15 protein-coding genes are annotated in these 18,874 nt (G+C 61.9%); 12 read left to right on the top strand and 3 right to left on the bottom strand.

Annotated features, from left to right (window positions below):
• Nucleotides 1-13 precede the first annotated feature (13 nt).
• The 8 genes from argS to tatC all read left to right on the top strand — a co-directional run bounded on the left by argS (nt 14) and on the right by tatC (nt 6,770).
• A complete protein-coding gene (argS, locus tag CD351_RS05880) occupies nt 14-1,765 on the top strand; it encodes an arginine--tRNA ligase (protein ID WP_111991736.1) in 1,752 nt (583 codons plus the stop codon).
• A gap of 20 nt (nt 1,766-1,785) precedes the next feature.
• Nucleotides 1,786-2,454, top strand: a complete 669-nt coding sequence (locus CD351_RS05885) for an SPOR domain-containing protein (RefSeq protein WP_111991737.1) — start codon at nt 1,786-1,788, stop codon at nt 2,452-2,454.
• Nucleotides 2,455-2,587: 133 nt separating this feature from the next.
• Nucleotides 2,588-3,610 (top strand): beta-N-acetylhexosaminidase, encoded by a 1,023-nt coding sequence (nagZ, locus tag CD351_RS05890; protein WP_111991738.1) that lies wholly within the window; start codon nt 2,588-2,590, stop codon nt 3,608-3,610.
• Nucleotides 3,611-3,678: 68 nt separating this feature from the next.
• The gene (locus CD351_RS05895; protein WP_234027283.1) at nt 3,679-4,464 is read left to right on the top strand and encodes a ScpA family protein; all 786 of its coding nucleotides are present in this window, start codon (nt 3,679-3,681) and stop codon (nt 4,462-4,464) included.
• Nucleotides 4,461-5,138, top strand: coding sequence for an SMC-Scp complex subunit ScpB (gene scpB / locus CD351_RS05900; protein WP_111991740.1), 678 nt, complete (start codon nt 4,461-4,463; stop codon nt 5,136-5,138). The genes CD351_RS05895 and scpB overlap by 4 nt, the downstream gene beginning before the upstream one ends.
• Nucleotides 5,139-5,227: 89 nt before the next feature.
• The gene (locus CD351_RS05905) at nt 5,228-5,467 is read left to right on the top strand and encodes a twin-arginine translocase TatA/TatE family subunit (RefSeq protein ID WP_111991741.1); all 240 of its coding nucleotides are present in this window, start codon (nt 5,228-5,230) and stop codon (nt 5,465-5,467) included.
• Nucleotides 5,468-5,510: 43 nt separating this feature from the next.
• Entirely contained in the window at nt 5,511-5,912 is a 402-nt protein-coding gene (gene tatB, locus CD351_RS05910) for a Sec-independent protein translocase protein TatB (protein ID WP_111991742.1), read from the top strand.
• A gap of 9 nt (nt 5,913-5,921) precedes the next feature.
• Nucleotides 5,922-6,770, top strand: a complete 849-nt coding sequence (gene tatC / locus CD351_RS05915; protein ID WP_111991743.1) for a twin-arginine translocase subunit TatC — start codon at nt 5,922-5,924, stop codon at nt 6,768-6,770.
• 102 nt (nt 6,771-6,872) lie between these two features.
• On the opposite strand, the gene CD351_RS05920 is transcribed toward tatC, so the two are convergent.
• The 3 genes from CD351_RS05920 to CD351_RS05930 all read right to left on the bottom strand — a co-directional run bounded on the left by CD351_RS05920 (nt 6,873) and on the right by CD351_RS05930 (nt 9,873).
• The gene (locus tag CD351_RS05920) at nt 6,873-7,094 is read right to left on the bottom strand and encodes a hypothetical protein (RefSeq protein WP_234027249.1); all 222 of its coding nucleotides are present in this window, start codon (nt 7,092-7,094) and stop codon (nt 6,873-6,875) included.
• A 221-nt stretch (nt 7,095-7,315) separates the two neighbouring features.
• Nucleotides 7,316-8,959, bottom strand: coding sequence for an amidohydrolase (locus CD351_RS05925; protein WP_111991745.1), 1,644 nt, complete (start codon nt 8,957-8,959; stop codon nt 7,316-7,318).
• Nucleotides 8,960-8,967: 8 nt separating this feature from the next.
• Nucleotides 8,968-9,873 carry an NAD(P)-dependent oxidoreductase gene (locus CD351_RS05930; RefSeq protein WP_111991746.1) on the bottom strand — a complete coding sequence of 302 codons (906 nt, stop codon included), beginning with the start codon at nt 9,871-9,873 and terminating at the stop codon, nt 8,968-8,970.
• 147 nt (nt 9,874-10,020) lie between these two features.
• Here CD351_RS05930 and CD351_RS05935 point away from each other — a divergent pair, with 147 nt between their 5' ends.
• The 4 genes from CD351_RS05935 to CD351_RS05950 all read left to right on the top strand — a co-directional run bounded on the left by CD351_RS05935 (nt 10,021) and on the right by CD351_RS05950 (nt 18,850).
• Entirely contained in the window at nt 10,021-11,274 is a 1,254-nt protein-coding gene (locus CD351_RS05935) for a threonine ammonia-lyase (protein ID WP_111991747.1), read from the top strand.
• Between the two features lie 247 nt (nt 11,275-11,521).
• Nucleotides 11,522-12,367 carry an arginyltransferase gene (locus tag CD351_RS05940; RefSeq protein WP_111991748.1) on the top strand — a complete coding sequence of 282 codons (846 nt, stop codon included), beginning with the start codon at nt 11,522-11,524 and terminating at the stop codon, nt 12,365-12,367.
• A gap of 4 nt (nt 12,368-12,371) precedes the next feature.
• Nucleotides 12,372-14,639 carry an autotransporter assembly complex family protein gene (locus CD351_RS05945; RefSeq protein ID WP_111991749.1) on the top strand — a complete coding sequence of 756 codons (2,268 nt, stop codon included), beginning with the start codon at nt 12,372-12,374 and terminating at the stop codon, nt 14,637-14,639.
• Complete coding sequence (locus tag CD351_RS05950) at nt 14,639-18,850, top strand: translocation/assembly module TamB domain-containing protein (RefSeq protein ID WP_111991750.1); 4,212 nt, start codon at nt 14,639-14,641, stop codon at nt 18,848-18,850. Before CD351_RS05945 ends, CD351_RS05950 begins: the two co-directional genes overlap by 1 nt.
• Nucleotides 18,851-18,874: the final 24 nt, after the last annotated feature.

Here is an 18,874-nt window from a genome sequence, read left to right on the forward strand (position 1 = left end):
CGGCGCATGCGAGATGACCGACATGACAACTCTTTACGCCGCCTACGCCGGGACGATCCAAAACGCGCTTGACGCGCTTGTCGCAGACGGGACGCTGCCTGAGGGCACGTCCTTTGCGAATGTCACGCTTGAGCCGCCGCGCGATCCTTCGCATGGCGACCTTGCGACCAATGCCGCGATGGTGCTGGCAAAGCCTGCCAAGACCAATCCCCGCGCATTGGCCGAAGCGATTGCGGCGAAACTTGAAGCCGATCCTACGATTGTGAGCGCCGAAATCGCGGGACCTGGGTTTCTCAATCTGCGGCTCGACCCGTCAGCCTGGCTCGGAGAACTTGAGACGATCATCAGGCTTGGCGACGATTATGGTCGCTCGACCATGGGTGCCGGAACGACGGTCAATGTCGAATATGTAAGCGCCAACCCGACCGGCCCCATGCATATGGGCCATTGTCGCGGCGCGGTGGTGGGCGATGCGCTGTCCAGCCTGCTTGAGCTGGCGGGGCATAATGTCACGCGCGAATATTACATCAACGACGCTGGCGGTCAGGTCGACACGCTCGCCCGGTCAGCGCACCTGCGCTATCGCGAGGCACTGGGTGAAGATATCGGCGAGATACCGGAAGGATATTATCCGGGCGATTACCTCAAACCGATTGGCGAATATCTCGCGCAGGAACTGGGCGACAAGCACCTCGACACACCTGAAGAAGAGTGGCTGCCATACTTCCGCGCCGAAGCGGTCGAGAAGATGATGGACCTCATCAAGTCCGATCTTGCCCTGCTTGGCATCCATCATGACGTCTTTGCATCCGAAGCCGCGCTTCATGCTGCGGGTAAGCCGGATGAGGCGGAAAAGTGGCTGCGTGAACACGGCCTCGTCTATGATGGCGTGCTTGAAGCGCCCAAGGGCAAGGCCCCGCCTGAGGATTGGGAGCCGGTTGAATTGCCGCTTTTCCGCTCGACGCAATTCGGCGACGATCAGGACCGCCCAATCAAGAAGTCGGACGGCAAGTGGACATATTTCGGCGCGGACCTTGCCTACCACATGCAAAAGGCCGCCGATGCCGATGAGCTGATCGATATTTGGGGTGCGGACCATGCCGGCACGGTCAAGCGGATCAAGGCGGCAGTTGCTGCTCTGTCGCAAGGGCAAGGCAATCCGATCCCGTTTGACGTCAAGCTCGTCCAGATGGTTCAGCTGATGCGCGGCGGTGAGCCGGTCAAGATGTCAAAGCGTTCGGGCAATTTCATCACCATCGCCGACATGGTCGAGGAAGTCGGCAAGGACGTGGTGCGTTTCACTATGCTGACCCGCAAGCCGGAAGCGCAGATGGAATTCGACTTCGCCAAAGTGGTCGAGGCATCGAAGGACAATCCAGTCTGGTACGTTCAGTACGCTCACGCCCGGATTCAATCGACAATTCGCAAGGCTGCGGATGAAGAGGGCGTTACGCCTTCGCTCGACGCTCTTGGCCAGCTGGGTCAGGAAGAGCTGGCGCTGATCCGGCGTGCGGCACAATTCCCTCGCGAGGTGGAAGCCGCGGCCAAGGCGCGCGAACCTCACCGGATCGCGTTTTACCTTTATGACCTCGCGACCGACCTCAATTCGTTCTACAGCCTCGGTAACACTGAGCCTGAAAAGCGGTTCATCCTGAAACATGATAAGGGCTTAACCGCAGCGCGCCTTTTCCTCGCATCGGCAATCGGGCAAGTGCTGCGTAATGGCCTCCGCGTTCTTGGCGTGGAAGCCGTCGACCGAATGTAAAAGGACGCGTGTGATCAGTGATGATCGAAGCCGAATATGAAGAGATAGAGGACGGCACCGACCAGCTCGACCTTTCCGACGACGACAGTCTGCCCTGGCTGGAAGCGGAGGAAGAGGACGATGCAGCCGGGGGCGTCGACACACGTCAGGTGGTCGGCTTCGCTTTGTTCATGCTTTTCCTTCTCGTCGTCATAGTCGGCAGTTTCTGGTATTTAGGCGGTCGCCAGAGCGGTGGCGAACAGGTCGCCGATGGCAGCATCATCGCAGCACCGGACACGCCGATCAAAGAGCGACCGGAAGATCCAGGCGGCAAGGAATTCGACGGAACCGGCAATGTCGCGCCCGTAGTTGGAGAAGGCGGCACAAGCGAAGGTGTGATGGCCACGCAAGAACCAGCCGCGACGGCTGGCGGTGCCGATGGCGAGAACGCCCGGCAGGCTTTCGCGACGACCAGCGGTGTCGGCGTACAGCTTGCCGCCTATTCGTCTCGCGCACGGGCCGAACAGGGCTGGAATGACATTACCCGCCGCACCGATGCACTTTCCGGTTTCCGCTACAGGATTGAAGAGGGCGTGGTAGACATCGGTACGGTCTATCGCTTGCAGGCAGTTGCGGGTGATCGGGCAGCGGGCGATGCGCTTTGTGCAGCGCTAAAAGCCGATGGAATTGATTGCCAGGTCAAACCCTGAGGCTCCCTTACATTGCGGTCTTGTCGCAATCTGGCCCGATTCCGGCACTTTCCCACGAGATTTCCCCGCTAATTCACCAATACGGATGGTTAGCGCGCTTGCCTGATCGCACACGCGCTGCAAGGCTTATGCAATGATTCCGGCGATATTCGGATGTTCTGGACCTGAACTTACCGCAGAGGAACGCGCGTTCTTCCGCGAGGCTGATCCTGCGGGCTACATTCTGTTCGGGCGCAACTGCCTCGATCCTGAGCAATTGCGCAAACTGACCGACGATCTGCGCGATATCCATGGGCGCGATCGTTTGCTGGTTTCGATCGATCAGGAAGGCGGGCGCGTGGCTCGGCTGCGACCTCCGCAATGGGCTTCCTATCCATCGGGCGAAGCGTTCGACAAGCTTTACAAGGTCGCCCCAGCCAGCGCTATCGAAGCGGCAAGGGCAGGCGCCAAGGCAATGGGGCTGGAGCTTTCGGCGATGGGGATCACGGTCGACTACCATCCGCCCCTCGATTTGAGGCAGTCGGGCGCGCACGACGTGATCGGGGACCGGTCGCTTGGTGCCGATCCGATGCAGGTCGCTGCAATTGGCAGAGCAATCCTCGAAGGTCTCGCCGCTGCGGGCGTCACAGGCTGTATCAAGCACATGCCGGGCCATGGCCGCGCGATGGCCGATTCGCACAAGGAAATGCCAGTCGTTGACGCCGATGCCGACGCGCTGGCTGCGGATATTGCACCGTTCAGGAGCCTCAATTGGGCTCCCATCGGTATGACCGCGCACCTCAAATTCCCGGTCTGGGACGCCGATAACCCCGCGACGCAATCCGAGGTGATAGTCCGCGACATTATTCGCGGTGAAATTGGTTTCGACGGTCTTTTGCTCACAGACGATATCGACATGGAAGCGCTTGAGGGCACCATCCCTGAGCGTTCGGCGAGAGCGCATGCAGCGGGCTGCGATATCGTGCTCAATTGCTGGGCCAAGATGGACGACATGGCCGGCATCTGTGAAGTGCTGCCCACGATGTCGGGCCAGACGACAGCGCGCCTTGACCGCGCGCTCGAAGGCACACGCCTTGCAGATTGCATCGCGGATGAAGCAGCCGACCTTCTTGCCAAGCGCGATGCACTGCTGGCCCTCGCTGAGGAGGCCGCATGACCATCGAGAACGACGATGGCTTCATGCTTTCAGGCGACGCTGCCGGGGCGGGTGAGCCCACGGCCGAAATGCCCGACGGTTGGGTAGATGAAAACGGCAAGCAAGGCGCGAAACAGGGCGATGATGCACTCTATCTCGAGCTTGATGGCTGGGAAGGCCCGCTCGATCTGTTGCTCGACCTTGCGCGGCGTCAGAAGGTTGATCTTCGCCAGATTTCCATCCTCGCGCTGGTCGACCAGTACCTGAACTATATCGAGCGCGCTCAGGGCCTGAGGCTGGAACTGGCGGCAGACTACCTCGTGATGGCTGCCTGGCTGGCTTACCTCAAATCGGCGCTGTTGCTGCCCAAGGAAGAACAGGAAGACCCGAGCCCCGAGGAGCTCGCACTGCGCCTTCAGTTGCGACTTCAAAGACTTGGCGCGATGCGCGAGGCCGCGGCTAGGCTCATGGGCCGCGATCGGATCGGACGCGACATCTTTGTTCGCGGCGCGCCGGAGGGACTTCGGACTGATCGCAAGACATTGTGGCGCTCGGATGCCTATTCGCTGATCCAGGCTTACGGACAAGTCAAGGCGCGTACGGCGCCGCGCATCTACCACGTGTCAGACCGTCCGGTCATGACACTGGACAGCGCGCTGGACCGGGTCTCCGCGATGCTGGGCGTGACACTGGACTGGATGGATATTCGCGACTTTCTGCCGAAACATGCCGCGCCTGCGCTGCGCAAATCGGCGCTTGCATCCAGCTTCGTCGCGGCGCTGGAGCTCGCGCGATTGGGACGGGCTGAGATTGCGCAGGAAGAGGCCTTTTCACCGCTTCGCATTCGCAGGCTTAAGGCAGCGGCAAGCGCATGAGCGAGGAAACGGACGATGTGCCCGACGAAATCGAACGCGGGCTTGAGGCGACGTTGTTCGCTTCCGAAGAGCCGCTATCTGTGGATCAACTCGCAGCGCATCTGGGCGATTGCGACAAGTCGCTGATCCGGGAGAGCCTCAAAGCGCTTCAAGCTCACTACGAAAAGCGCGGCGTTCAGTTGGTAGAGCGCGGCAAACGCTGGCATTTCGAAACCGCTGCCGACATGGCGCATTTGCTCCGCCGCGAAAAAGAGCAGGTTCGCCGCCTCAGCCGTGCTGCGACCGAAGTGCTCGCGATTATCGCCTATCACGAGCCGGTAAGCCGGGCGGAGATCGAATCGATCCGCGGGGTTCAGACCAGTGGCGGGACGCTGGATGTCCTCATGGAAGCGGGGTGGATCAAGCTGGCCGGTCGCCGCGAAGTGCCCGGGCGGCCAGTGATTTACGCGACAACGCCTGAATTCCTCGATCACTTTGGCCTTGCGTCGAGGCGTGACCTGCCCGGCATTGACGAGCTCAAGGCAGCAGGGCTCCTCGATCCGGTCGACGAAGCTTTCGAGGAAGCGATGGGGGATTCTGGCGAAGAAAGCCCCGATGACGAGAATGACGGCGAAAGTTGCAGCGCCGCACAAGATGCCGGCGAAAGCGATGAGGAATGCTCCGCTGCGGGTTGACCACGTTTGCTGACTGGCGCAGCGCGGGCTTCATCCCTATATTGGTCGAGAAAAACCCCCTCTAACGAGGCAATCAAGAGAGAATTCGCATGGGCGGTATTGGAATCTGGCAAATCCTCATCGTGGCGCTCGTCGTCCTCGTCCTGTTCGGACGCGGCCGGATCTCTGAGATGATGGGCGATTTCGGCAAAGGGATATCGAGTTTCAAGAAGGGCATGAGCGAGGAGGAGAGCGCCAGTTCGACACCCAATGCTCAGATCGAAGCGCCTGCCAAGGACGTGACCCCCGCCGATACCAAGACGAGCGAGAAGACTGACTCGGCAAGCTGAGTTCCCGACGCTCTCACGCCGCACGGAGCGGTAAAGGCTATCCATGTTCGACATCGGCGCCGCTGAATTACTGGTGATCATTATCGTCGCGGTCCTCGTGATCGGGCCGAAGGACATGCCGCACGCCATGCGCACAGCTGGCCGCTGGATCGGAAAGGTGCGCAAGGTGTCCACTCACTTTCGAACAGGCATCGACGCGATGGTCCGCGAAGCCGAGCTTGAGGACATGGAGAAAAAGTGGAAGGCGCAAAACGAGGCGATCATGAAGCGGTCCGCCGCCAGCGCCGAATCTGCCAATGGTGAGCCAGTGATGACCGGGCCGCCGCCTGCGACTGAAACTCCTCAGTCCGTCTCAGCCGAAAGCGCTGCGCCAAAAGCAGCAAGCGATGCTGTCGAAGACGTCCAGCCTGAACCTGCGCCTGGCGCGGCAAAGCCGAAGGACTAGCGCAGCGCGATGGCATTCGAGATCAAGGATATCGACGAGACACGCGCTCCCCTGCTCGATCATCTGATTGAGCTTCGCACCCGGCTCGTGCGCTCGGTATTCGCGCTGTTGATTGGCTTTGGGATCTGTTTCTATTTTGCAGACCCGATCCTGGGTTATCTGGTGCAGCCTTTGAAGGAGGCGTTTCCCGAAGGTGAGGGGCAGCTGATTTTCACCAAGCTGCCGGAAATCTTCTTCGTCGAGCTCAAGGTCGGTCTGTTTGCAGGCTTCATGGTCAGTTTCCCGATCATTGCCAATCAGCTTTGGGCTTTTGTTGCCCCTGGCCTTTACGCGAATGAGAAAAAGGCTTTCCTGCCTTTCCTTGTCGCGACCCCGGTCTTGTTCATCGGAGGGGCGGCGCTTGCCTATTACGTGGTGATGCCCACTGCTTTCCGGTTCTTCCTGGGTTTCGGTGGCGAAGCCGGCGGACTGTCGATCCAGGCTCTACCTACGGCTGGCGACTATCTCAGCCTCGTCATGCAGTTTATTCTGGCATTCGGGATAACGTTCCTGCTTCCCGTGCTGCTGATGCTGCTTCACCGCGCTGGTATCGTCACGCGTGCCCAGCTTGCCGGAGCTCGCCGCTATGTGATTGTCGGCGTGGTGGCGCTTGCTGCCATCGTCACACCGCCCGATCCGGGTAGCCAGGTGATCCTCGCAGTGCCGTTGCTGGTGCTGTTCGAGGGATCGCTGTTGCTCATGCGTGTGCAGGAGCGGACGATGAAGCGGGCTGCCAAGAACTCCGATACTGCGAAGCCGGAAAAAGGTGAGCCGGGCAACATTGCAAGCGGTGACGATTCAAGCGTCACGGCGGACTAGCAACGCTCCAGACCCGTATACCCGGATAAAAGAACACGCGCCGCCCTCTTGCGAGGGCAGCGCGTGCCGGGACTCAAGACCAAGTCAGAACGTTACACGTAGTCAGGGGCTGACGGGATCGTCGTTGTCATCGCTCGCAGCGACAACAACGCCAACCAGTGCCGCTGCGCCGAGCAGGCCGAGCAGCAGGGTGGAGGCGCCGGCGGCAACTTCACTTTCGCCTTCGACAGGCGCGCTTGCGCGTTCGAATGCGACCTGTGCAATGGCTGGGGATGCCGCGAGCGACGCGGCAGCGGCGGCAAGGGCGAGAGTACGGAACTTCATAAGGCAGTCTCCTTTGCGCATTGGCACCAAGCTCTTGCACTGGCTGAGCAATCTCCCGTGCCGGAGCGGGTCGTGTTACGTCCGCGACGCGACTGGCAGGACCAGCCGGGTTGCACAAACGCGCATGACCCGCGCCACTTCCTTCGAGGAAAGTGGTGACTAGATTATGAAATAAGCTCGAAAAATCAATGGACTACGTGTCAGTACGTAGTGCGTAATGGTCAGCGCGAGTGCACGCGCTTGCCTGCAAGATAGACTTCACGCACTTCGGTCTCGCGAATCTCGCCAGGCGATGCGAGCATCGGATCGCGGTCGACAAAGATGAAATCCGCGCGTTCGCCAACCACCAGTCGCCCGAACCTGCCATCAGCAAAACCTGCATATGCGGCGTCGGAGGTGAAGCCGGCGAGGGCCTGTTCGCGGCTCACCGCTTCCTGCGCGCGCCAGCCGCCGAAGGGCCGGCCATTCTCATCGGTACGGCTGATCGCCACCGCTATTCCGGCGAAAACATCAGCAGGCTCGACAGGCGCGTCGGACCCGAATGCGAGCCTTCCCCCGACCTCCAGGATGCTGCGCCACGCATAGGCACCGCCGAGGCGCCCCTCGCCCAAACGCGCTTCGGCCATGAACATGTCGCTGGTCTGGTGAAGCGGCTGCATCGAGGCGATCGTGCCGTGCTCACCGAAGCGCGCGATGTCGTCCACATCGACGATCTGCGCGTGTTCGATACGCCAGCGGCGGTCGCCCTTGTAGCTCTCGGACAGTTCCTCGATCGCAAGCAGCACGTCCGCGTTTGCAGCGTCGCCAATTGCGTGGACGGCGGTCTGGAAGTTGTCGAGCGCAGCGCGGCTCATACGGTTGCGCAACTGGGCGGGCGAGGTGATGGGAATGCCGCGCGTGGCTGGCTCGTCGGTATACGGCTCTTTCAAGGTCGCACCGCGCGACCCAAGAGCTCCGTCCACATAAAGCTTGATGCCGTTGAGCCGCAGCTTGTCTTCGTAAAGCCACGGCGTCGGTCCCGGGCCTCCGATCAGTTCCATCGCTTCGGGTGAATTGGCGTAGGCCATGATCCGAATTCGCAGATCACCACGATCTGCCGAGCGGCGGAAAGTCATCCAGTCAACAACGGGGGTGCCCATATCGGCGACCGCGGTGATGCCGTTTTCGAGCAAACGCTGCTGGGCCATGGCGAAAGCGGCGTCGCGATCTTCGGGTCGCGGCGGCGGTACGAAGCTGTCTACGAGCGAGCTTGCATTGTCGATGAAGACGCCGGTCGGATTGCCATCAGCGTCGCGAATGATCCGCCCGCCGTCAGGGTCTTGCGCTTCGGCGGTGATGCCAGCGCGTTCCATTGCGAGGCTATTGGCCCAGTTCGCGTGATTGTCTGCACGTTCCAGCCATACAGGGCGGTCGGAGATTATCGCGTCAAGTTCCGCAGCGGTTGGAAATCGGCCAAGGCCCCATTTTTCCTGGTTCCAGCCGCGCCCGAGGATCCACGGGCGTCCCGGATTGTCTTCAGCAAACTCGGCAACCCTGGCGAGCGCTTCTTCAAGGCTGTTCGTGTCTGACAGGTCGAGGGTCAGCGCGGCAAAACCGATATCCATCACGTGGACATGAGCATCGATCAGGCCCGGCAGCATTACCTGACCCTCGCCGTCCATCGCAAATTCGATGCCTTCCGGGCGTTCGTCACCGCGTTCAAGGACGTGGGTGATGACTCCATCGTCGTCAAATGCGAGGCCGGTAAAGCGCTTGACCTCGCCTTCTTCGTCGATTGTCACACCATCAACATTGTAGATCAGCGTGTCGGCAAATGCGGGTGCTGCGACCAGGGCAACGCCGGCTGCGAGAAGCGTGCGGATCATGGATACTCTCATTTCGTATCGGAAGATTTGGGATAGCGAGTGACCAGAGCGCTGGTGTCGAGCCGATTGCCACCGGCGGCTTGCACTTCGGAATAGAATTGATCGACGAGCGTCGTGACCGGCAGGTCGAATTCGTGCTTTGCCGCTTCTTCGAGCGCAATCGCCAGATCCTTGCGCATCCAGTCGATGGCGAAACCGAAATCGAATTCGTCCTTGACCATGGTCGGCCACCGGTTTTCCATCTGCCAGCTTTGCGCTGCCCCGCCGCTGATGGCTTCGAGCACTTTGCCGGTATCAACGCCGGTCGCCTGCGCCAGCCGGACGCCTTCGGAAAGGCCTGCGAGAACGCCAGCAATACATACTTGGTTGATAGCTTTCGCAGTCTGGCCCGCACCAGCCCCGCCAATATGCACGATGCGCGCGGCATAAGCCTGCATGACAGGCTCTGCCAAAGCCATCGCCTCGTCAGAGCCGCCGCACATGATCGAGAGTTTGCCGTTCTCCGCCCCCGCTTGTCCGCCCGAGACAGGCGCATCGACGGCATGAAGACCCATCCGGTCACACTCATCCGCGATGCGACGAGCCAGACCCGGCGAGACGGTCGTGTGATCGACAAAGGTTGCCCCGCGCTTCATCGCCGCGAGCACACCGCTTGCGCCGAACAACACCGATGCGACATCGTCGTCGTTGCCCAGACATGCGAGGACCACGTCCTTGTCTTTCACCGCGGTGGCTGCGTCGCTTTCGACGGGGGCATGCAAGCCTTCGTCACCCAGGCGATCGCTCCATTCCTCCGCTTTAGCAAAACCGCGATTGTAGCCGGTTGCCTCGTGGCCAGCGCGGACGAGATGGCCCCACATAGGGCCACCCATCACGCCGAGTCCGAGAAATGCGATCCTCTTGGAAGCAGTCATGTGCGCGTGCCTAATCGCAATCCTGCCCAATGCCAATCCGTTAGCGCGGCAAAGCGGAATTGCTGTGGGATCCAAGCAATTCTTGTCGGCAAACCTGCCAATTCGAATTGCCCTTACGGCAATGTGGGCCTAACCCTGCCGCCCATTATGAACGCACCAGATAAAAGCATCAAAGCCACGGCCACACCGGCCGACCTCACTCTCGACGATGTGCGCGCGGCGGCTGCGCGCATTGAAGGTTCGGTAGTGAAGACGCCGATGATGCACTCCATCACGCTTTCGGAAATTACCGGGGCGGATGTCTGGCTGAAGTTCGAAAACCTGCAATTCACCGCGGCATATAAAGAACGCGGCGCTCTCAATGCGCTGTTGCTACTGACTGACGAACAGCGCGAGCGCGGTGTGATCGCGGCCTCCGCGGGCAATCATTCGCAGGGGCTTTCCTATCATGGCACCCGGCTCGGCGTTCCTGTCACCATCGTCATGCCCAAGACCACGCCGACCGTGAAGGTCATGCAGACCGAAAGCGTGGGTGGCAATGTGGTGCTGCACGGCGAAACTTTCGACGAAGCCTATGGCTATGCGCGCCAGCTCGAAAAGGAGCGCGGGCTCACTTTCGTTCATCCCTTCGATGATCCCAATGTTGCAGCGGGCGCCGGAACGACCGCGCTAGAGATGCTGGAAATCAAGCAGGATTTCGATTGCTTCGTCACCCCCATCGGCGGCGGCGGCCTGATCTCGGGCATGGCGACGGTGGCCAAGGCGATCAATCCCGATATCGAGATTGTTGGCGTTCAGGCTGGACTGTTTCCAAGCATGTTCGACCGCTTCAAGGGCGAAAGCCACGATTGCGGCGGCGACACGCTGGCGGAAGGGATCGCGGTCAAGAACCCGGGTGAATTTACCTCGCAGGTGATCAAGGAACGGGTCGACGACATTCTGCTCGTTGACGAACCGAGCCTTGAAAAGGCGGTCTCGCTTCTCCTCCAGATCGAAAAGACGGTGGTCGAGGGGGCTGGCGCTGCTGGCCTCGCAGCGGTGCTGGAAAATCCTGAGCGCTTTGCCGGAAAGACCGTTGGTCTCGTCCTTTGCGGCGGGAACATCGACACGCGCCTGCTTGCGAATGTGCTGCTGCGCGATCTTGCACGTCAGGGACGCCTCGCGCGTTTGCGTGTGACCTTGCAGGATCGCCCCGGCGCGCTCTTCAAGGTCATGCGTCTGTTCGACGAGCACAATGTCAATATCATCGAGATATACCATCAGCGCATCTTCACCACGCTCCCGGCCAAGGGGCTCATCACCGATATCGAATGCGAGGCGCGCGATGCCAGTCAGGTCGAGAGGCTGGTCTCCTCGCTGCGTGACACGGGGTACCAAGTGCAGGTGGTCGAGCTGAATTAGCGGCGTACCAAAGCTGCCCCATTTCGTGACGCAGATCGGAGAACTTGTGAATCATTGCTCCGATCTTGCGCATTTTGATAGTCAGTCTTGTGCAAAGTAACCCAATTTTCACTCTGATTTGTGGTTAAGGGTCTTTTACCGGCGGGACCGAAAAGGCATAAGAATGTCTTAATAAAGACATCGCTGATTCTCCATTCGTGCGGGAAATCCCCACGGGTGAACCATCGCAAGAGGACCCGCCAGACCCGTGACGGCCCCGATCCGCTTTCCCCGTTTCTTCGTGACGAGCCCCGCTCCGTGCCCCTATCTTCCGGGACGACAGGAGCGGAAGGTCTTCACTGAATTAAAGGGCGCGCATGCGGATCAGCTGAACGAGGCGCTTGGCCGGATCGGCTTTCGTCGCAGCCAGACTGTCGCCTATCGCCCCAGCTGCCTCGATTGTCAGGCCTGCGTTTCGGTGCGCGTGGTTGCCGGGGAATTCAGGCCGTCGAGCACTCAGAAACGCGATATCAAGCGCAATCGCGACCTGATCGTGACCGAATGCCGCCCTTGGGCGACCGATGAACAGTTCGAGCTCCTGACCAAGTATCTGTCGGTGCGCCATCCCGATGGCGGAATGTCGACGATGGACGAACTCGATTATGCCGACATGGTCGAACATACGCCTGTCACCAGCACACTGACCGAATATCGCGAACCCACAGAAAGCGGCGAACCGGGCCGCCTTGTCGGTGCCTGCCTGACCGATCGCCAGGGCGATGGCCTTTCGATGATCTATTCGTTCTACGATCCCGATCATGAAGGACGCGCCGGGCTCGGCAATTACATCATCCTTGACCATATCAAGCGAGCCGCAAGCACCGGCCTGCCTTATGTATATCTGGGCTACTGGGTCGATGGCAGCCCGCGCATGCAGTACAAGGTGCGTTATCGCCCGCTCGAACGCCTTACCCGCGAAGGGTGGCAGCGCATGAACAGCGAAGAGCAAAGCCGTCTGATTGCCGCAGCTACGGCACCGCGCAGCAATAAGGCGGGAACAATTAACGGCCCCCGGGGTAAAGACGGACAACCCGTGAAATTCCCGGCGAGCTGATTTATTGCGCTTATTCCTGCTCGATCTGGCCCTTGCGGCTGGACTGACTGCATCCGGTGTCTCGGCCGCCGGGCAGGATAGTGCAGCCTCAGCCGGTTCAACCGACACGCAACAAGCTCAAAGTGAACCACGCGCGCGCCCTCAAGTTCGGGAGCCGCGAACACTCGATGATCTTATCCCGCAAGACGCGACCGACGATGCCGAAGACTGGGCAGCGCGAGGCACCGGGGCAACCGATGCCCGGTCGGACGACCCTGCACCCGAAGTACCGTCCGAAGAAAGATCGAGCGGCGAGTTGGCAACCGATCTGTCGACTGACCCCGCTGCGCCCTTTGACCTCGAAGCGGCATTGGATGCCCTCACGATCCGGGAACCCGAACGCCTTGATCCTGATCCGGAGCGCCCTTCCTTCGCAGAGATAAGGGCGCCCAACCTCGTCGAGCTGCCCCCGCTCACCGAATATGAGGTAAGCGATGAGCTCACTCTCGCTTTTCCGACGGACGAGGTCGACTTCCCAGAGCGGCGCGAGTTCATAGAGCGGTTTGCCGCGCTCTCCGCAGTCGAAGCGCTCGACTCCGATGAAGACACGGTTCCCCAACTGGCCGCACGAGCTCGCTCGGACCAGGAACTGCTCGACCAGGTCTTGCGCACATATGGCTATTACGACAGCGAGATCATCCGCCAGCTTTCAGGTGGACGGCGCGGTTTTGCCGATGAGGAGGGCGATGAGGCAGAGCGGCAGGTAGACCTCGAACCAAGAGTTCGCTTCGACATCCTGCCGGGGCCGCGCTATTCCTTTGGCGAGATCGATCTTGGCGAATTCGACCAGCTCGCGCAGCCCGATCAGACGAAACTGCGGGATGTCTTTGCCATCCGGTCCGGCGATCCGCTTTACGCCGACCGCATTGTCGAGCGTGAAAATGCGCTTAGAGTGGCCTTCGGCGAGAACGGCTACCCCTTTGCCGAAATTGACGAACCGCGTCTCCTGATCGATCACGCCCGCGATCAGGGCGATCTCACCGTACCTGTCCAGCCGGGCGGCAAGTTCGTTTTCGGCGAGATCGTCAGCGACGATCCCAGCTTCCTTTCCTCCCGCCATTTGCAGCGTATCGCGCGCTTCGATCCGGGCGATGTCTATCAGACCAGCATGCAATCTGACCTGCGGCGCGCGATCCTTGCGACCGGTCTTGTCTCCAGCGTTGCGATCACCCCTCGCGAAACCACCGAACCGGAGAGCGGTGATCCGGGCGAGGTCGCTCTCGATGTGGCGATGGAACGGGCTCCGCTACGCACCCTGTCCGGAGCTATCGGCTATGGAACCGAGGACGGGATCAAGATCGAGGCCGGGTGGGAACACCGCAACCTCTTCCCGCCTGAAGGGGCACTGAGGCTGCGCGGTATTCTGGGCACGCGCGAACAGCTTGCCAGTGTCACGTATCGCCGCAACAATTTCCGCGATCGCGATCAGGTGCTCACCATCGATGCCTATGCGAGTGACATCGAGACCGAAGCTGTCGATGCCCGCACGGTCGCTCTTCGCGGCGCGTTCGAGCGGGTGTCGAACCTTCTCTTCCAGAAGCCACTAAGCTGGCAGGTCGGTGCAGAAGTGCTCTACACCGATGAGCGCAACCGCATAACCAACGGCATCCAGCGACCGCGTCAGGAATACCTGATCGGCAGCCTGTTCGGCAGCGCCACGATTGATGCGACCGACGACCTGCTCGACCCGACAGAGGGTTTCCGCCTCACCGGCTTTGCCGCGCCCGAGGTCTCGCGCACATTGGGCGAGGAAAGCTATTATGTGCGCGCCCGCGTCGATGCGAGTTACTACCGGTCTGTCGGCGAACATGTTGTTGCAGCGCGCTTCGCGGCGGCCTCCATCATCGGTGCCAACGCTTTCGAGCTCGCTCCTTCGCGCAGGCTTTATTCGGGCGGCGGCGGATCGGTGCGCGGTTACGGCTTCCAGGCGATTGGCCTGCGCAACGAGTTCGGCGAACCGCTTGGCGGTGGTTCGCTCCTTGAAGGGGCAATCGAAGCCCGGATCCAGACCGGTTTTCTCGATGGAGCGGTAGAAGTCGTACCCTTCTTCGATATCGGCTCGATTTCGCGCGATGCGCGCCCCAATTTTGATGTCGTGCGCGCCGGCGCGGGCATCGGTGTTCGCTACAAGACCAGCTTCGGCCCCATCCGCGTCGATGTCGGCGTGCCTCTTAACCCGAACGAATTCGATGCTCCGGTGGTTGTCTATGTCAGTCTGGGGCAAGCGTTCTGATGGCAGACGAAGACGAGATGGTGGCCGAGGCTCAAGCGCCTGAGCGCAAGCGAAAGCGGCGCTGGGCGAAGCGTGCGGGGTGGGTGATCGCCATCCTGCTGTTGCCGCTGGTTCTCATCGCGCTGCTTCTTGCAACGCCCATCGGCAAGCGCTTCGTCGCTGACCAGATCGCACAGGTCGCACCGGCGTCGGGCCTCCGGTTCGAAGTCGGCAGGATCGAAGGCGATATATATGGCGAATCGACCCTGCACGATGTGACGCTGTTCGACCCGCAGGGTGCCTTTCTCACCATCCCGGAAGTGGAGCTGAGCTGGCGACCGCTCAGTTGGCTGTGGAGCGGTATCGACATCCGCGAGTTGACCGCGCGGCGCGCCCGGCTTGAGCGTTTGCCCGAATTGCTCCCCGGCGACCCCGACGCGCCGCTGCTTCCCGATTTCGACATTCGGGTCGACCAGCTCGAGATCGACAATCTCACCCTCGCACCAGGGGTCGCAGGTGAACGCGCTCAAAGGGTGGATTTCGAGGCCGAGATCGACATTCGCTCCGGGCGTGCACTTGTCGATGCCGAGGGCCGCTTCGGGCCCGAAGACCGGATCGAACTGTTGCTCGATGCAGAGCCGGATGGCGACAAGTTCGATCTTGCGCTCGATTACCGCGCCGCCGCCGATGGACCGATTGCGGCCATCGCAGGCCTCAGCGCTGCCTACGATGCGCGTATCGCCGGGGAGGGGACCTGGACGCACTGGCTGGGTCACGCGCTGGTCATGCGTGAGGACGGTGATGAGCGCACGCGGGTCGCCGGATTTCAACTGACCAATGATGCCGGCACCTACGCTGCGCTTGGTCAGGCGTCGCCGCGCTTGCAGAGCGGCACTCTTCTTGCCCGCGCGCTCGGCGATGCCGCGTCGATCGCGCTTTCAGGCACGCTGGAGCAGAGCGTTTTCGAAGGCGAGATTGCCGCCGTCACCCGTGCGCTCGATCTTCGCGGTGATGGAGCGTTGGACCTTGCCGGCAACCGGGCGGAGGAGTTCGCCGCCAACGCTCGGTTGCGCGATCCCGATTTGCTCGGAGAGACGGCGCGGTTTGAAGGCGCGCGGCTTTCGGCGGTGCTGGACGGCCCGTTCCGCGACCTCGTCGTCGATCATGAATTGACGGTCCAGACGCTTGATCTGGCAGGCACTGCGGTGATGACCGGTCTCGTGCAGACCGGCACCGCGACATACAATGGCGACGCATTCCTCGTCCCGATGAATGTCGAGGCCGACCGCGTTGAGACCGGCATCGAGCTGGTCGATCCGCGCCTAGTCAATGGCTCGCTGACCGGGCTTCTCAGCCTGCGCGACGGGCGGCTTGAGGCGGACAATGCGCGTCTGGCTTTCCCCGATCTGCTCGCCCAACTGACGCTGCGAGGGGACACGGGGCAAGGCGTCTATGCGCTCGCCGGTCCCGTCACTGCGAGAGGTCTCGCGATCGACGATGTTGGCCGAGTGACAGCGCAAGCGAGGCTGGTCGCAAGGTTCGGCACTTCGATCCCGTGGAATGTGCGCGCAGCTCTTTCGGGACGTCTGGCGGACGTTACCAATGCCACGATCGCCAACCTTGCGGGTGAAGAGGTACGCTTTGAAGGCGCGCTCAACATGGGCGCGGGCAGCCCCATTGCCCTGCGCGACGTAGTGCTCTCAAGCGCGCGCCTTGACCTTGCGCTCGACAGCCAGATCGTGGGCGAGCGCACTCTGCTCGAAGGATCGGGCGAGCATGTCGAATACGGCGCATTCACCTTCGATGCCGAACTTGCGGGTGACGGCCCGCGCGCGCAGCTGGTGCTTGCCGATCCGCTCCCGGCAGCGGGATTGACCAATGTGCGGCTCGACATCGCGCCCGAGGATGATGGTTTTGCGGTCGATGTAGCGGGCGGCTCGCTGCTCGGACCATTCGACGGAGCGCTGGGGATTGAGCTACCCGCCGGCGGCCCGACCCGTATCGCTGTCCGCAACCTTTCCGTGTCGCGCACCAATGTGTCCGGAGCGATTGCGCTCGCTGACAATGGGGTGGCAGGCAATCTCGACGTTAGCGGCGGGGGCCTTGCCGGGAGCATCTTGCTGACACCCGGCAACACCGGCGCGCAGGGTTTCGAGCTCGACATCGAAGCGCGGCAGGCCCGCTTCACCGGGGATATCCCGATCGCGATTGCCTATGCCGACATCAATGCAAGCGGCGCGTTCGACGAGGCCACCAGCCGGATCGAGGCGGATATCGAGGGGACGGGGTTTGAGTATGGCGCGCTCAGCATCGCTGCATTCAACGCGACCGGCGAGATCGTCAATGGCAGCGGCACAATGCAGGCCTCGATCGCCGGGCGGCGCGCCGACCGCTTCGCTCTCAAGTTCGATGGCCAGTTCGCGCCTGAGCGTATCGCTGTCATCGCCCAGGGCGAGTATGGCGGGCGACCGATCACCATGCCGCGCCGCGCGGTGCTGACCCCGCTGGAGGATGGCGGATACCGGCTTGCGCCCACCCAGATCGGGTTCGCGCGCGGTTACACGATCCTCGAAGGCACGCTTGGCGGCGAGCGGACCTCGCTCGAGGCGAGCATGGCGAGCATGCCTTTGCGCCTCGTCGATCTGGCCGGCAGCGAGCTTGGTCTTGGTGGCCGGCTGTCGGGCGTGATCTCGTACAATCAGGTCGGCAACGCTCCACCGACGGGCAGCGCGCGGGTGAAGATCGATGACTTCACGCGCTCCGGGCTGGTGCTGTCCTCCCGGCCAATCGACGTGTTCGCGGTTGCCAACCTGTCCCCGCGCGAGCTGGCCGTGGGAGCGCGCCTCCTTGAAGGGGAGCGGCGGCTTGGCAGCCTCGAAGGCCGCGTAACCGGTTTGCGGTCCGGCGGCGATCTCGCCAGCCGCATCATGCGTGGGCGGCTCGATGCAGCTCTGGGCTATGATGGCCCGGCACAATCGCTGTGGCGGCTTGCGGGGATCGAGACCTTCGATCTTACCGGACCCGTCAGCGTCGATGCGAGGGCAACCGGCACGCTTTCCAATCCGAGCATCACCGGCGACCTCGCCAGCGACGATCTGCGCCTGCAGAGCGCGATCTCGGGCACGGACATCACCGGCGTGAGCGCGCGTGGACGCTTTGCCGGATCGCGGCTTGAGCTTACGCGCTTTACCGGTTCGACCAGCGGCGGCGGCTCTGTCTCGGGCAGCGGCTTTGTCGACCTTGCCGGTATGTCTGCCACCAGAGGGCCGCAGATCGACATCCGTGCGGCTGCATCGCGGGCGCGGTTGCTCAACGGCAACGGCCTTGATGCGACGATCACCGGCCCCTTGCGCATCGTTTCGGACGGGACCGGCGGCGCGATTGCCGGAAGGGTCCGCGTCGACCGGGCGAGCTGGGCTCTGGGCATCGCTGCTGAAGACATGCGCCTGCCGACCATCGCCACGACCGAGATCAACCGCCCCGACCAGGTGGCAGCGCGCAGCACCGGCCCGACTAGCCAGTGGCGCTACCTGATCGATGCGAGCGCGCCGAGCCGTGTTGCGGTCGATGGGCTGGGGCTCGACAGCGAATGGGGCATCGATATCGCGCTGCGCGGAACGGTCGACGACCCGCGCATGGGCGGCGAGGCGAGCCTTGTGCGCGGGGCCTACACCTTTGCCGGGACCCGTTTCGAGCTGACCGAGGGGCGGATCGAGTTCGATGCCGATCTGCCCATCGATCCGCGCCTCGATATCGAGGCGCAGGCGAGCGCCAATGGTACCGATGTCACCATCGACATCACCGGCAATGCGCAGACACCCGAAATCGCGTTCTCCTCCACTCCCGCATTGCCTGAAGAGGAGATCCTCGCCCGGCTGTTGTTCGGCGGGTCGGTCACGTCCCTTTCGGCAACCGACGCCATCCAGCTCGGTGCGGCCCTCGCCGCGTTGCAGGGCGGCGGCGGAGGGCTCGATCCGATCGGTCAGCTGCGCCGTTCCATCGGGCTCGACCAGTTGCGCATCGTGTCGGCTGATCCGGCGCTTGGCCGGGGAACGGGCGTTGCGCTTGGCAAGAACCTTGGCCGGCGCGTCTATGTCGAGCTTGTCACCGACGGGCAGGGTTATAGCGCCACGCAGCTTGAATACCGCATCACCAGCTGGCTTGCGCTTCTGGGGACGGTTACGACCATCGGGCGCGACAGCGTGCTTGCCGAGATCAGCCGGGATTACTGAGCTGGGTCAGCGGCTCGCGCACGG

This window comes from Erythrobacter sp. KY5 (assembly GCF_003264115.1).
GTDB lineage: Bacteria > Pseudomonadota > Alphaproteobacteria > Sphingomonadales > Sphingomonadaceae > Erythrobacter.